This is a genomic window from Spelaeicoccus albus (assembly GCF_013409065.1).
GTDB classification, from domain to species: domain Bacteria; phylum Actinomycetota; class Actinomycetes; order Actinomycetales; family Brevibacteriaceae; genus Spelaeicoccus; species Spelaeicoccus albus.
The window spans coordinates 574,784-588,971 of record NZ_JACBZP010000001.1; the positions used below are offsets into that span (position 1 = coordinate 574,784).

16 protein-coding genes and 1 riboswitch are annotated in these 14,188 nt (G+C 65.1%); of the genes, 9 read left to right on the plus strand and 7 right to left on the minus strand.

Going from position 1 to position 14,188, the window contains the following annotated elements; genetic code table 11:
* The first annotated feature begins 1 nt into the window (after position 1).
* The 3 genes from BJY26_RS02770 (at position 2) to BJY26_RS02780 (ending at position 2,882) form a co-directional block, all read left to right on the plus strand.
* Positions 2 to 844 (plus strand): hypothetical protein, encoded by an 843-nt coding sequence (locus BJY26_RS02770; RefSeq protein WP_179425457.1) that lies wholly within the window; start codon positions 2 to 4, stop codon positions 842 to 844.
* Between the two features lie 108 nt (positions 845 to 952).
* Positions 953 to 2,218 carry a sensor histidine kinase gene (locus BJY26_RS02775; protein ID WP_179425459.1) on the plus strand — a complete coding sequence of 422 codons (1,266 nt, stop codon included), beginning with the start codon at positions 953 to 955 and terminating at the stop codon, positions 2,216 to 2,218.
* Complete coding sequence (locus BJY26_RS02780; RefSeq protein ID WP_179425461.1) at positions 2,211 to 2,882, plus strand: response regulator transcription factor; 672 nt, start codon at positions 2,211 to 2,213, stop codon at positions 2,880 to 2,882. Before BJY26_RS02775 ends, BJY26_RS02780 begins: the two co-directional genes overlap by 8 nt.
* Here BJY26_RS02780 and BJY26_RS02785 read toward each other — a convergent pair.
* The 3 genes from BJY26_RS02785 to cspE form a co-directional block, all read right to left on the minus strand.
* Positions 2,879 to 3,553 (minus strand): endonuclease, encoded by a 675-nt coding sequence (locus BJY26_RS02785; protein ID WP_179425463.1) that lies wholly within the window; start codon positions 3,551 to 3,553, stop codon positions 2,879 to 2,881. The two genes, BJY26_RS02780 and BJY26_RS02785, sit on opposite strands and share 4 nt — an antisense overlap.
* A gap of 122 nt (positions 3,554 to 3,675) precedes the next feature.
* Positions 3,676 to 4,509 carry an isocitrate lyase/PEP mutase family protein gene (locus tag BJY26_RS02790; RefSeq protein ID WP_179425465.1) on the minus strand — a complete coding sequence of 278 codons (834 nt, stop codon included), beginning with the start codon at positions 4,507 to 4,509 and terminating at the stop codon, positions 3,676 to 3,678.
* Positions 4,510 to 4,660: 151 nt separating this feature from the next.
* Positions 4,661 to 4,864: a transcription antiterminator/RNA stability regulator CspE gene (cspE, locus tag BJY26_RS02795; RefSeq protein WP_179425467.1), complete on the minus strand. Its 204-nt coding sequence runs from the start codon at positions 4,862 to 4,864 to the stop codon at positions 4,661 to 4,663.
* A gap of 219 nt (positions 4,865 to 5,083) precedes the next feature.
* Between cspE and BJY26_RS02800 the strand changes: the two genes are divergently transcribed.
* From BJY26_RS02800 to BJY26_RS02825, 6 genes are all read left to right on the plus strand, one after another.
* Positions 5,084 to 5,617, plus strand: coding sequence for a DinB family protein (locus BJY26_RS02800; RefSeq protein WP_179425469.1), 534 nt, complete (start codon positions 5,084 to 5,086; stop codon positions 5,615 to 5,617).
* Positions 5,618 to 5,650: 33 nt separating this feature from the next.
* Positions 5,651 to 6,502, plus strand: a complete 852-nt coding sequence (locus BJY26_RS02805) for an aminodeoxychorismate lyase (RefSeq protein ID WP_179425471.1) — start codon at positions 5,651 to 5,653, stop codon at positions 6,500 to 6,502.
* A gap of 10 nt (positions 6,503 to 6,512) precedes the next feature.
* Positions 6,513 to 7,133, plus strand: coding sequence for a hypothetical protein (locus tag BJY26_RS02810; RefSeq protein WP_179425473.1), 621 nt, complete (start codon positions 6,513 to 6,515; stop codon positions 7,131 to 7,133).
* 87 nt (positions 7,134 to 7,220) lie between these two features.
* Positions 7,221 to 8,036 carry a YcnI family copper-binding membrane protein gene (locus BJY26_RS02815; protein ID WP_179425475.1) on the plus strand — a complete coding sequence of 272 codons (816 nt, stop codon included), beginning with the start codon at positions 7,221 to 7,223 and terminating at the stop codon, positions 8,034 to 8,036.
* A gap of 3 nt (positions 8,037 to 8,039) precedes the next feature.
* Positions 8,040 to 8,627: a copper resistance CopC family protein gene (locus BJY26_RS02820; protein ID WP_179425477.1), complete on the plus strand. Its 588-nt coding sequence runs from the start codon at positions 8,040 to 8,042 to the stop codon at positions 8,625 to 8,627.
* A 372-nt stretch (positions 8,628 to 8,999) separates the two neighbouring features.
* Positions 9,000 to 10,043 carry an IS110 family RNA-guided transposase gene (locus tag BJY26_RS02825; RefSeq protein WP_179425479.1) on the plus strand — a complete coding sequence of 348 codons (1,044 nt, stop codon included), beginning with the start codon at positions 9,000 to 9,002 and terminating at the stop codon, positions 10,041 to 10,043.
* Between the two features lie 79 nt (positions 10,044 to 10,122).
* Here BJY26_RS02825 and BJY26_RS02830 read toward each other — a convergent pair whose 3' ends face one another.
* The 4 genes from BJY26_RS02830 to BJY26_RS02845 all read right to left on the minus strand — a co-directional run bounded on the left by BJY26_RS02830 (position 10,123) and on the right by BJY26_RS02845 (position 14,182).
* Positions 10,123 to 10,905, minus strand: coding sequence for an energy-coupling factor transporter transmembrane component T family protein (locus BJY26_RS02830; protein ID WP_179425481.1), 783 nt, complete (start codon positions 10,903 to 10,905; stop codon positions 10,123 to 10,125).
* Positions 10,902 to 12,455, minus strand: coding sequence for an ABC transporter ATP-binding protein (locus tag BJY26_RS02835; RefSeq protein ID WP_179425483.1), 1,554 nt, complete (start codon positions 12,453 to 12,455; stop codon positions 10,902 to 10,904). The genes BJY26_RS02830 and BJY26_RS02835 overlap by 4 nt, the downstream gene beginning before the upstream one ends.
* A complete protein-coding gene (locus BJY26_RS02840; RefSeq protein ID WP_179425485.1) occupies positions 12,456 to 13,070 on the minus strand; it encodes an ECF transporter S component in 615 nt (204 codons plus the stop codon).
* 29 nt (positions 13,071 to 13,099) lie between these two features.
* Positions 13,100 to 13,209, minus strand: a riboswitch (TPP riboswitch).
* A gap of 58 nt (positions 13,210 to 13,267) precedes the next feature.
* Positions 13,268 to 14,182 carry an ABC transporter substrate-binding protein gene (locus BJY26_RS02845; protein WP_179425487.1) on the minus strand — a complete coding sequence of 305 codons (915 nt, stop codon included), beginning with the start codon at positions 14,180 to 14,182 and terminating at the stop codon, positions 13,268 to 13,270.
* Between the last annotated feature and the right edge of the window lie 6 nt (positions 14,183 to 14,188).

Consider the following 14,188-nt stretch of genomic DNA (forward strand, 5'->3'; position numbering starts at 1 on the left):
CATGTACAAAAGCGAACTCGCCAAACTGCTGTATTCACGGGCCCTGTGGATCGTCGCCATCGTGTCGTCGATAGGCGTCATAGCGACGTCGCTCCTGTCCGTTTTCGCTCGTGACTTCGTGTCGTGGGCCGAGAACGTCGCCGGGTCGTCGAGCGCCGTGGCCGGCGAGCTCGACGTTGCGGGCTTCTCGCACGCGTCGATGCAATGGGCGACACTGAACATCTCCGGCGCCTCCGGATCGAGTACCGGCATCAGCGCTATCTGCCTGATCGTCCTCGGCCTGTTGAACGTCACGGGCGACTTCCGATTCGGCTCGATGTCGACGACGCTGATCGCCTCGCCGAGCCGGACCCGCGCGCTGGCTGCCCGTGGGGCGGCGATCGCGACGGTTGCAGCCGCCATCGCCGTCGTGCTCGTCGCCATCACCGCCGTCGCACTGACGCTCGGACTCGTCATACACGGCGTGCCGTTGGCCGTCCCCGTCGGCGGAATGCTGACGAATTGGTTGATCGAGGTCGCCGCACTCATCGCGATGGCGTTAATCGGCATGGGCGTTGGGCTGATAGTACGCAGCCAGGTGGCCGCACTCGTCATCGTGTTCACGTGGGTCTTTGCCGAATCACTCGTCCGTTCCATCGTCGCCTTCCTGGTCAAGGGAACCACAATCGCTGATTTCCTCCCGCTCGGCCTGGGTACCGCCGTCAACCACGGCAGCGGTGAATTCAGCGGAGGAGCGCTCGTCTCGGTGGCGCCGTCGATCGCCTTGATTGCCTTGATCGTGTGGATGGTCTGCACGGTCGGCGTCGGAGGATTCACGCTACGGCGGCGCGACGTCCCGGCATGATGACAGACTGAGCACAGCACTCATTTGCCCCATGCACGCACAATAGAAGCGGTCAGGACACGTTCGTTGACACCTCTGCACCCCGTCGGCCCCCGATGGGCCCGCGCGATGCCCCAGCGTCCGCGGGCCCGATCGGTGCTGGTCGTGCTGCTTTTCGTGGCGCTTGAACTCGTGTATGTGGTCCCCAATGCATGGACCGTCAGTCGCGATCGTCTCGAATCCGTCAGTCCTGCCGCGCTCACCGCGTGGGGAGCGGCCGCGGCGTCCGCCATCTTGCTTGCCTCGTGCATCGCGCTGGCGTGGCGGATAAGCCGGCCCATCACCGTGTTCGCGGTGTGCGCCATCGGCTATCTCGTCTTGTGCCTGCTGCTGGGCAACCGAATGCTGGCCGCCAATCCGGCGTTGATGTTTTCGCTGTTCAGCCTCGGACGGCGTGTCCGGCCGCGGACCATGCTGCTCTTGCTCGGCGCCCTGATAGCCCTGGATTCAGCCGTGCAATGCACCGTTCTGGGCGACGTGCCGAGCATCATGGCCAGGTTGAACATCGGCGATCTTCAGGCCGTATTGCTGATAGTGCTCAGCTCGGCGGCGAACAACGCTCTCTTCGCGCTGGCCGGTTTCGGCGTCGCGCTGTACGACCGGCGCCGCGAAGCATCGCGCGAGCTCGCCCGCGCACAACTGAGCGAACACGATGCCAAACTGCGCGAAGCACTTGCCGCCGAACGCAATAGGATGGCTCGTGAGCTGCACGATATGGCTGCACACCACCTGACCGCCTTGATCATCGAGGCCAAAGCAGCCCGTCGCCTCCAGCTGACGGATCCGGAAACCACCACCGAGCTTCTTGCCGACATCACGGTGCAGGGGCAACAGACGCTGGACAGCATGCGAAGCGTCGTCGGCGTCCTCCGCCGGTCTCCCGGAAGCCGGGACGACGGGAGCGCGCACGAGCCGCAGCCATCTCTCGACGACGTGCCGGCGCTCATCGCTGCGGCGCGCACGATCAATCCGCGCATTGCGCTCACGCTCCCCGACAGTGCGGGTGACATCGATCCGACCGTCGGCCTGGCCTGCTATCGGATCATTCAAGAATCGATCTCCAACGCGCACCGGCACGCTCCCGGCGCACCGATCCGGGTCGGGGTCGCCGCGACGGACACCTCGGTGACCGTCACGGTGACCAACGCGGAGCCCACGTCACCGCCGCCTGACGAGGAGCCGGGGTTCGGACTGGCCGGAATGCGCGAACGTGCGGCATTTCTCGGCGGCACCCTGACCGCGGGCCGTGCCGATGAAGGCGGGTGGCGGGTAACCGCCGAGCTGCCGCTGCCGGCGCGGACCCGGCCGACTTCACGGGAGTCCCATCATGATTAAGGTGCTCATTGCCGACGATCAGCAAGTGATCCGGCGCGGTTTCCGACTGTTTCTGGACGGCGCCGACGATATCGACGTGGTCGGCGAAGCATCCTCGGGGCCGGACGCCGTCCGGCAGGCCCGCGCGCTCGGGGTGGACGTCGTGTTGATGGATATTCGGATGCCGGGCGGGGACGGACTGAGCGCAACCCGCGAGCTCGCCGGGCCGGAGACTGTCGACCCGCTGCCGGTCATCATCGTCACCACGTTCGACACCGACGACTACCTCTATTCGTCGCTCGAGAACGGAGCGGCCGGTTTCATTTTGAAAGACACCGATCCCGATGACCTCGCGGGCGCCGTTCGCGCGGCCGCGCGCGGCGACGGGCTCGTCTCCCCCGCAGTCACCAAACGCATCATCGGCGAATTCGCCCGCCGCCGTCCTCCCGTCACCGATGCGGCGCCGGCGGCCTCCGAAAGCTTGTCGGCCAGGGAAATCGACATTGTGCGCGCGCTGGCCGAAGGATTGAGCAACGCGGAAATCGCCGAACGTCTGTTCCTCGAAATCAGTACCGTGAAATCCCATTTGGGCAGGATTACGACGAAACTCGATCTGCGCGACAGGGTGCAGATAGTCGTGTGGGCATTCCGTCACGGCATTGCCGACTTGACCCCGGAAAGCTAGCGTCCCCGGACGAGTGTGCCGCTGTCACCGGAAGGGCGCAGGACGGCGTCGGCAACGTCCTCGTGCAGAGCTGCTCGCACACAGCCCGCGGCCAGTCGCGGCATATCGGCGGATTCGACGAACTTGCCCAGCTTGGCCGCCTCGCCGGGCAATCCGAGACGCTCGGCACCGTCTTGGACCTTCCGGTCGGCGAACGGCGCGAGCTCGGGCCACACCGCTTGCACCTCGCGGCAGAATATCGACGATCCGGTCGGTCCGATTCCCGGGAATTCCTGCAGTCTGCCGAGCATTTGCTCGCGGCCCGTGGAGGCAAGCCGCAGTTTGCGCAGATCGCCGCCGTACTCGTCGATGAGCATCGTCGCCCCGTTGCCCAACGCCGTCGATGCCCGTTCGTCGTATCGGCGATAGTGCGCGCGTCCCAGCGCGGCAACGCGCTCTTTCCAGCCCGCGTCGCGCATCTTTTGCGGCGTGCGGTAGCCGGATGCGAAGAGCTCGCGCGCGCCGGCCACCGCGATGTCCGAACCGATGCGAGCCGACAACAGCAATGCCAGCACGAGCAACCGGTAGAGCGGCGCCGGCTTGTCGCGCACGGTGATCCCGGCATCTTGCGCGTACGTGGAACCGTATTCGCTCAAGAGTGTGGATACTATCGCTTCTTGCCTTGTCGTCATTGCGACCCCAACCGCCAATAGCTTCGAGAGTCACCATGATTCCACTTCGTCCACCGTAAATCACTCGAACAGATATTTTAGATTGGAACGTCACATAACGTTTTGATAACTTACTCCGGTTGTCAGCCGAGAAACTCGCCGTAAGCCGGTACCTCCGCTCCCGGCAATGCGCCGCCGACTATTTCTCGCACGGCCTCAACCGCCCCGGAAATTGCGTGTCTGAACAAGAAGGATCCGGTACTGAGCCGTGCTGCCCCGGCGTCGTTGAGCTCGGCAACCGTGAGCCCGGCCGGCGAATACAGGACGTTGACGGGCGCCGGAATCTCCTTGCAGTAAGCGCGGATTTGCGCGGCATCGGCCAACGCCGGGATAAAAATCCCGTCTGCCCCTGCGTCGACATACCGTCGTGCTCGTTCAAGTACTTCGTTCGCGGCGGCATCGCCCTCGGCCGACCCCACCCAGTAGGTGTCGATTCTCGCGTTGATGAAGATGTCCGCGTCGGCTTCCCGGCATGCACGAATCTTCTCGATCTGCCGGTCCGCGGGAACCAGCTTCCCCGTCGACGTGCCGTCTTCTATATTGCATCCGACGATGCCGGCCTCTGCGAGCTCCCGGACTACTGCGGCGACCTCGTCGTCACGCTCGCTGAACCCGCTCTCGATATCGACGGTAACGAGCGCCTTCAGCCTGCCGAGTTGCCGCGCCAAATCGATCGTCTGGTCACGCGTCTGTCCGGTGCCGTCTTCGACGCCCGCCCCGAAAGCCGTCGCCAGGCTTGTCGTGCCGATGGCGTTGAAGCCGGCCTGCATCAGTGCCCGCGCCGACGTCACATCCCACGCGTTCGGCAAGATCAACAAGTGTCCCGGTTCATGCAGCCGTCGAAAACGGGCGCACGCCTCCGTGTACTCCGCGGCTGTGGCCGTGTACGTACGGTTGTCATCCCCATGTGTCGCCATGCCTCAAGCATGCCCCGGAATCGCTTCGATGTCAGCGGCGCCGGCGGGGACGTCACCGCACGCGGCCCACACGCACAAGTGGCCCGCCGTCCGAGGACGGCGAGCCACTTGTGCAAGATCCCGAAGCGCTCACGCTTCGACAACTATTTGATTAGAGCGCGCGGATGTCTTCCGCCTGCGGGCCCTTCTGGCCCTGCGTGATCTCGAATTCAACCTTCTGGTTTTCTTCGAGCGAGCGATAGCCGGTGGCGTTAATCGCCGAGTAGTGGGCGAAGACGTCGGCCGAGCCGTCGTCCGGAGCAATGAAGCCGAAGCCCTTTTCAGCGTTAAACCATTTCACGGTACCGGTGGTCATATTTGTTCTTCCTAACTTGGAACGTTTCCACTCCCGACTTTCGAGAGCATTCGTCGAGGTGATGCTCGTCCGCTCCTAGGTAGAACAAGCGCTTCTCATCTTTCCGAAGCGCGCAAGACGTGCGTGGCACAACAACTACTGGGTAAGACTACCGGAAATTGCGGTATCAATGCACCTCAAATTGGTTCCGTCCGCCAAACCGCGGACTAGTGTTCATTTATGAGTAACTTTCCGACACCGCCGCCGGACACGAAAGACTGGACGTGGGTGCTCGAGCGCCCGTGCCCGGAATGCGGTTTCAACTCGCCCGAATACGGCAGTGACGCCTTTGCTTCGCGTATCGACGGAGCTGCAATTTTCTGGCAATCGCTCTTGGAATCCGACGGCCCCGAGCTGCGCGAACGGCCGGCGCCGACGAAGTGGTCGCCAATGGAATACGCCTGTCATATTCGCGACATCCTCGCACTGTTCGACGGCAGGTTCGATCAGATGCTGACCCAGGACGCCCCCGAGTTCGACGATTGGAGCGCCGACGACGCGGCCGCGGCCGGCGACTACGCACACGCCGATTCGCACCGTGTCGCCGAGGAGATCACTGCCAACGCGGCGGCCGTGAGTCTGCGGCTGCGTCTTGTCCAGGACGACGAGTGGGAGCTGGTCGGCGATCGCGGGGACGGCGTCCGGTTCACTATCGACTCGCTGGCCAGATATCTCTTGCACGAACTGGTCCATCATGAATGGGATGTCAGCTGATCTGATCGAGCGCAGGCGTGATTAGACTGGCGTATGGTTTCTCCTTCGCTCGTTATGGTGGATCTTGCCGCCGGCACCTTTCATCCGGCAGACGTCACCGAGCCCCAGCTCCGAGTCGACGACCTCGCCCCGGTGCGCGGCGACGGCATCTTTGAAGCGGTCTCGGTTCGCGGCGGCGTCATACACGGGTTCGACGACCACATGGCCCGGCTCGCCCGTTCGGCACGCACCATGGACCTACCGGAGCCCGATGCGGGGCTGTGGCGCCGCGCCGTTGAAGCGGCAGTGGAGGCGCACGACGCGTGCGACGAAATCGTCGTCCGCTTCATCATCAGCCGCGGCGTCGAGGCAACCGGCGCGCTGACGGCGTGGGCACTGGCCGGCCCGGCACCCGAGCATGCGATTGCCGAACGCGAGACCGGGGTGGACGTCGTCCTTCTCGAACGCGGCTACGACAGCGATGCGGCTCAGCGCGCGCCGTGGTTGCTTCTTGGCGCCAAAACACTTTCCTACGCCGTCAATATGGCTGCCACCCGATATGCGAAAGACCACGGCGCCGACGAGGTCATCTTCACCAGTTCGGACGGCGCAATTCTCGAGGCGCCAACCTCCACGGTCGTCGCTGCGCGTGGAGACACCCTCCTCACTCCGGACCCCGACTTCGGCATCTTGTTCGGCACGACGCAGATCGAGCTGTTCCGCCGGGCCCCGGAAGTCGGCCTCACCGTCGAATACGCCCGGTTGACGGAAGAGGACCTGCTGACGGCGGACGCCGTCTGGGTGCTGTCGAGCGTCCGGCTGTTGGTTCCGGTCAACTCAATCAACGGCACACCGGTCAAACGCGACGACGATCGTGGACGGACGCTGTTGGAGTTGCTCGGCTAGAATTCACAGCATGAGGTCTCCGCGCTTCGGACAGCTGCGCTATCTGCGTGCCGCCGTCTTTGCCGCGGTGATCATTCTGGTCGGCACCACCGCCCATGTTGCCGGCGGCGGGCGGCTTCCGTCGTTCGTCCACGGGTCGATAATCTTCGTTCTCGTCTTATGGGCCTGCGTCGTCCTCACTCGGTGGCGACTGCCGCTGCCGGCCGTCCTGGCCATGCTCGGCTTCGGCGAGCTCGCGCTGCATGAAGCGCTGATGATCTCGCCCGGAACCATGGCCGGGCCGATGGGCGCCGGCGCGATGGGCACCGGCGCGATGGCCGGGATGCACGGCGCAGACTTGCCCGCCACGGCCATGCAGGCGGCGTCCATGAACGCGGGCTTGTCGCACCCGCTCAGCATGATCGTCTTCCACGTGATAGCTACGGCGGTGACCGCGCTGGCTCTCAGCCACGGCGAGGACGCGGTCTGGCGCCTGTGGGCCTGGCTGACGGCACGCGTCGTCCGGACGTATCCCTTTAGGCTGAGCCCGCGGTCGGTGTTGCGTGCCCGCGTCCAATTCGGCACGCCGACGCTGTGTCCCATCTTGAGCGTGGCTCCCTTGCGCGGACCGCCACGTCGTCAATTCGCCTGAACACGTTCTCGGCTCGACCGCACCCGGTCGGCCAATTCGTACTGCCCGCAAGCACCCGCTTGTCGGCACCATTCTTAAGGAATTGACATGAAGCACAAGAAACTCGGGCTGCGCATGCTCGCTGCCGGAGCCGTGACCGCCGCGATGATCGCCCTGCCGACCGTAGCGGCGTCCGCGCATGTCCGCGTCGAGGCCGACGGCACCGCCGCGGGCGGATATTCGCAATTGACGTTCCGGGTACCAAACGAGTCCGCGACGGCAACCACTACGAAGCTCAGCGTGAAACTGCCCGCAAAGCATCCGTTCACGTCCGTCTCGACAAAGCCCACCCCGGGGTGGACTGCGACAGTCAAAGAAGGCAAGCTGCCGAAGGCCGTGACGGTCGACGGTGCCACGATCACCAAGGCGCCGCGCACCGTGACATGGAAGGCGGAACCCGGACATCGCATCAAGGCAGGGGAATATCAAACGTTCACGATCATGGTCGGCCCCTTGCCCAAGGACGGCAGTACCGTCATGATGCCGGCCAAGCAGACGTATTCGGACAAGTCCGTCGTCTCATGGTCGCAAAAGACGAAAGCCGGTGCCGAAGAACCGCCGCATCCTGCCCCCACCTTCACCACGACTGCCGCCGAGGACGCCGACTCGTCGAGCCACGGGTCGTCGAGCCACGCGTCGTCCGGGCAGGATATGAGCGGCATGAAGGGGATGAGCGGCATGGACATGAGCAAGTCGTCCGCTTCCGACGACACCGCCCGATGGCTCGGCGGAATCGGGATCGGCCTGGGCGTCATTGCCGTATTCATTGCCTTGTTCCGGCGCGATTCCGGGCCCGTCACGGGAGCACGAGGACGCACGAAGCCCGGCACCTCAGGTACGTCCGGCAGCTCGGAATCGGACTGACCGATGAGACCGATCCTGCGAATTCCGCTCATTGCGCTGTTGACGATCGTTCTGGCCTTTTCCGGAGTGACGGCGGCGTCGGCACACAATGTGCTGGAGTCGACGGCCCCACAGGACGGGGCGTCCGTTTCAACGGTGCCGCATCGCGTAGTGCTGACGTTCGATCAGCCGTCCGAATCGATCGGGACGACTATCGCGGTGAAGGGGCCCGACGGCCCGGCCACCGTCTCGAAGGCGAAGCTCGTCAACAATACTGTCGCAGTCGTGGTCGGAGGAAAACTCCCGGCCGGGTCGTACACGGTGAATTGGCGCGTCACGTCGGCCGACGGGCATCCGGTCTCGGGCAGTTTCGACTTCACCGCCAAAAAGGCGACCACGTACGAAGCGCCCGCGTCCCCGGCGTCCGGCACCACGGGAAAATCCGGCAGTAGCGACCGGGACAACGGCTCGCAGGACGCCTCGACGCCGTCCACCAGTCAGAGTTCGGGGTCTCTCGGCACGATTCTGATTGTCATCGGGGTGGCCTTGATAGTGGTGATCATCATCGTGATCGCCGTCGTCACCCTACGCCGCCGGCGGTACTCCGACTGATCCCGCTCCCGCCGAGTGGTGGCGAATGGCGCTCCGCTCCCGCCGAGTGGTGGCGAATGGCTGCGAAATCGGCGATTTCGCAGCCATTCGCCACCACTCCTTTACTGGTGTGTGGCTGGCCTGGTTGTTAGCTGGCAGGCTGGTAACTGGTCTCTTGTGGCGTGTCTCTCCACCACTCGGCCCCTCTGTTGAGGTGTCTTTGCGTCGACTTGACCACGATAAGAGGCCGGTGCCGGCCTGACCGTGTCGAAGGCTTGATAGAAGTATGCCCACCCCGTATGTGGGGGTGTGGCCCTTAAAGGAGATGCCTCCACACACTATTTCCAGACCGGCACCGTGACAGTCACGAACCGTGAAGGAGACGTAACCATCATGACTATCGTCGCAGACACCTACGATCATGTCATCGGCGTGGACACCCACGCCCGCACGCACACCTATGCCCTCGTCAACGCCCGCACCGGCGGCATTGAGAAAACGAAAACGTTCCCGACCCACCCGGCCGGACTAGCCCGAGCCCTGACCTGGATCAGCCAAGTCACCGGCACCGTGTTGATCGCCTGCGAGGGAACCGGCTCCTACGGGCGCCAACTGGCCCTCCTGCTGGCCGACGCCGGCCTGCAAGTGACCGAAGTGCGCCCACCAGCCAAAACCAGCCGAGTCGGTACCGGTAAGACCGACAACATCGACGCCCGCACCGCTGCCCGCGGGATTCTGGGCACCGACACCGACCAGCTCATCACACCCCGCGCGCCAGGCGCCCGCCACGCCCTGGCAGTGCTCCTCGCCGCCCGCCTACGCCTCGACGCCCACCGCACCCGGCTGAAAAACTCACTCACCGCGCTATGCCGCGACACCAACCTCGGCATCGACGCCCGCACCGGCATCACCAACGCTCAAATCACCACCATCGCCGCCTGGCGAACCCGAACCACCGACGACCTCGACACCACCACCTGCCGCGACGAAGCCCGCCGCATAGCCAAAGAAATCCACCACCTCACCGCCGAACTCGCCGCCAACCGAGAACGCCTGGCCACCATCATCACCGACACCACGCCAGCCCTCCTCGACATCAACGGCGTCGGCCCCATCAACGGCGCGAAAATCCTCAACGCCTACTCCCACCACGGCCGCATCCGCACCGAAGCCGCATTCGCCAAACTCGCCGGCACCGCCCCATTACCAGCATCCTCCGGCAACACCACCCGACACCGGCTATCACGCTACGGCGACCGGCAACTCAACTCAGCACTCCACCGCATCGCCATGACCCGACTCGCCCACGACCCCGCCACCCAGGCATACCGCGACAAACGCACCACCCACGACGCCAGCAACCGCGACATCCACCGAAGCCTCAAACGCTACATAGCCCGAGAAATCTACCGAAACCTCGAACACATCACCGCTTGACACAACCATAGAAGTGTCGGCGCGGGGCCAGGCGCGGACCCAGACACGGGAAGGGGGCTGAGGAGGCGCGGGGCCGGGGCTACGTGAAGATGAAGTTCCAAGTACCGGCGAGGTTCGCGGCCGTCACGGCAAGCGCCGCCACCAGCGCGGCACCGCCCACCAGGACGGCGTCCCGAGCGGCAAACGTGGACACGCGCGCGCTCGTCCGGGGCGCCGCAGTGCCGAACCCGCGAGCCTCCATGGCCGTTGCCAGCTGGGAACCGCGTCGCAACGACATCACCAGCAGCGCAAACGCTTGGCCGGCAAATCGTTTGATCCCCATGCCGCCGCCGACGCCTCGCGCCCGGCGGGCCATCGCGAGCGACTGCCAGTCGTCGATGAGCAGCCCCACCAAGCGCAGCGCCGCAAGCGCTCCCAACACGAATCGTGCCGGCAGCCCCAGCCGCTGGATCATTCCGTCGGCCAAATCCGTTGGGTCGGTCGTTGCAAAGAGCACCACACCGGGTAAGGCGACGGCCAGCACGCGCAAGCAGATTGCCGCGGCCAGCATTGCCGACCCCTCCGAAATTCGCACTACCTGGAGGTCGAGCACGGTGGCGCCGGAATCCACTCCGAAGAACAGCGTCGCGAATCCGCCCGCGAACGCGGCAAGCCACACAACGGAGGTGCGGGCCAGCAACGTCTTCACGCCCAACCCGGCGAACGGCAACGCGATCAGCTCGATTGCGAGCGCCACGGCTGCCGAGACCGGGTCGATCGACAGCACCAGCGTCGCGGTGAGGATCAGGGCGGCAGTCATTTTGGCCACGGCGTTCGCCCGGGAGATTGGTGTCGCACGCACCGGTGCCGCCATGATGCTCATGCGACGGCCCGCCTCGACTCGCCCGCGGGCTGCACGGCCGGTCCGAGTTGCAAGCGGTCGTCGGCCAGCGCGTCAATGAAGTCGGCGTCGTGCGTGACCGCTACGACGGCGCTACCCGAATCCAGCAGTTCACGAAGCAACGCGACGAGTTCGGCCCAGGTTCCGGCGTCCTGTCCGAACGTCGGCTCGTCCAACACGACGACCTTGGGAGCGGTGGCAAGAGCGGTAGCCACGGAAAGGCGCCGCTTCTCCCCACCCGACAATGTGAACGGGTTGGCCCGGGCCAACCCCGACAAGCGCAGCCTGTTCAACAACTCGTCGATGCGCGCACGGCGTTGTTCCGGCGGCACGCCGGCCTTCACCAGCCCGAGAGCGAGTTCGTCATCGACCGATCCGGTCAAGAATTGCAGTTCCGGGTCTTGGAAAACGACGCCGATCCGGGTCAGGAGCTCACGCGAGGACCACTCGTTCGGCTCGCTGCCGGCATCGCCGGCCAGTTCGGACGCGGCTTCCACGGCGCCGCCCAATTCCGGCAGCAGCCCGGCCAATGTCAGCGCGAGCGTGGATTTGCCGGACCCGTTCGGTCCGCTGATGGCCAAGCACCGTCCCGAGCGGATGCGCACGTCGATGTCGCCGGCAGCCGGCACGCCCCCCGCCGGCCGTCGCTCCCGAGAAAAGAAGCGACGTCGTCCCCCGCGGCCGACCGTCAGGCCGTTGGCCCGGAGAAGTTCCGGTCCGGCCGGACGCCTGCCGCGCCCAGGCAGGGCAGGTGGAAATTCCGGCACCCAGACGCCGGCTTCGGCAAGCATGCGGCCGTGCCGACCCAGGACGTCGTCCGGCTCGCCATCCGCTAACACCCCGCCGCCCGGCGCCAGGACGATGATCCGGTCGACGACGTCCCGCCATACCGCGACCCGATGTTCAACGATGAGCGTCGTGGCCTGACGCGACGCGGTGGCGGCCACCACCGCCTCTCGAACCTGCCGGACGCCGTCCGGGTCAAGATTCGCCGTCGGCTCGTCCAGCAGAATCAGCCCGGCCCGCATGGCCAGCACGCCGGCCAGCGCCAAGCGTTGCTTTTGTCCGCCGGACAAGGCGGTCGTCGGCCGATCGCGTTCAACGGGGAGCCCGACGGCGCGCAGCGCGGAATCGACCCGCGGCCAGATATCGCGACGAGGCACGCCGAGGTTTTCGCACCCGAACGCCACGTCGTCGCCGCACCGGGCCAGGACAACCTGTGATTCCGGGTCTTGAAGGACGAGCCCCGACCTGCCGGGCAGCCGTCCCGGTCCGAATGCGGGCCGGCCGTCAACGAGCAGCTCCCCGACGCTTTCGCCTTCGTCGGCTCCACCCAGGACGCCGGCCAGCGCGCCCATCAGCGTCGACTTGCCGGCTCCGGACGGGCCAAGCACCAGAATTTTCTCGCCCGGCGCGATTGTCAGGTCGAGCCCGGAAACGGCGAACGCCTTGCGGCCGGCATGTCTCCAGCCCCATCCGCGTGCGGTGACCGCGGCCGGGCCGACCGGGCCGGCGAATTCGGGCTCGGCCATTTAAATCGCTTCCCGGCTGCGTCCGGCCGCGAACCGGTTCAGCGCGCCGGTGCGTGCCAACGCTCGCACGGCCACCCAGGAGAGCAGGCCGCCGAGCACCGCGCCCGAGACGATGGTGCACGCCGTGTACAGGGATTTCCAAGCGGCGCTCCACGCCGCCGAGTCCGTGAACGTCGTGTCCATCAGCCCACAGACCAGTCCGGACGCCGCTCCGGCCAGGACGGCGACCGCCACGCCCCACTTCCGGTAGAGGAAGAGCAGCAAGATCACCTCGGCGCCGAGCCCTTGGGCGAGCCCCCAGATCAAGTTGGAGAAGCCGAATTGGCTGCCAATGGCCATCTCGACCGTCGCGGCGACGATCTCCGTGAAGACGGCGGCACCGGGCTTGCGGACGACCAGCCCGCCGATGACTCCGGCAAATAGCCAGACGCCGGCCAGCAGCCCGCTGAGCGGCGCGATGACCACCAGTAGATTGCTCAGCGGCGTCCACGCCAGGCCCCAGGCCCAAAAGATGACGCCTGCCGCAACGCCAAGAACCGCCGCAATCACGATGTCGACGACGCGCCACCGGAATCTACCGGCGCGCGGCGTCTGCGAAACGTGTGCAGTAACCATTGCACTGACCTCCTGTGCATATCAGGAGGGGTAAAGAGCTCTCGACTCCCTTCGCCGGTATTAGCCGGATCAGGTTCGAGGGTCTGCGGATTCGTCACCGCACTCTCAGCACTCTTGCCGTGCTCCCCTGTCGCTGCGGCAAGTGTACGTCGGAACAGGCGGCCGACCCAAACGTCCGCCCCGCGGCCGGAGCCGGCTCAGCCGCCGAGGCCGTTCTTTGCCAGCCAGTCGCCGGCGACCTTCTTGCTGTCCAGCTTGTCGAGTTGCACCTTTTTGGTCAGCGCGGTCAGCTCGTGCGTCGTGAGCTTCTTGTTGACTTCGTCCAACACCTTCTTGACCTTGGGCGTTGCCTTCTTCTTGTTCACCAGCGGTACCACATTGCCGGGCAGGAAGAGGTGTTTATCGTCTTTCAGCACCACGAAACCGTTCTTGGCGACCTGCGGGTCGGTGGTGAACAGGTTCGCCGCTTGCACTTGACCGTTCTTCAATGCCGTCACGGTCTCCGGACCGGCGGTATCCAGCGGCTTGAAGTCCTTGAAGTGCAGGCCGTAGACCTTCTTCAAGCCGGGCACGCCGGTCTTTCGCTTGGCCCATTCGGGCGGCCCGCCCAACACGAGTTTCGATGCCACCGGCTTCAAATCGGAGATCGTCTTCAGGTTGTACTTCTTCGCGGTCTCCTTGGTGACGGTCACCGAGTCCTGATCGGCGGCTTTGCTGGGGTCCAGCACCGTCAGATTGTTCGGCACGGCCTTCTTCAGCCGCTTCATCACTGTGGCCGGATCAGTCGACGTGGCGTTCTTGTCCAGATACTGCAGCAGGTTCCCCGTGTATTCGGGCACCAGATCGATGGAGCCGTCCTTAATTGCCTTGATGTACACCTCGCGCTGGCCGATATTGAGTTTCGTGCCGGCCTTCACGCCCGCATCGTTCAACGCGCCCGCGTAGATCTCGGCGATCAGCGAGTTTTCCGGAAAGTTCGCGGAGCCGACGATGATCTTCCCGTTCGATCCTCCCTCGGTGCTGTCATTTTTCAGCGGATCTTTCCCCGCACCGCACGAGGACACGGCGAGTACCCCGGCCACTGCGGCCGCAACGATTGCCATCTTTCGCATGAACGT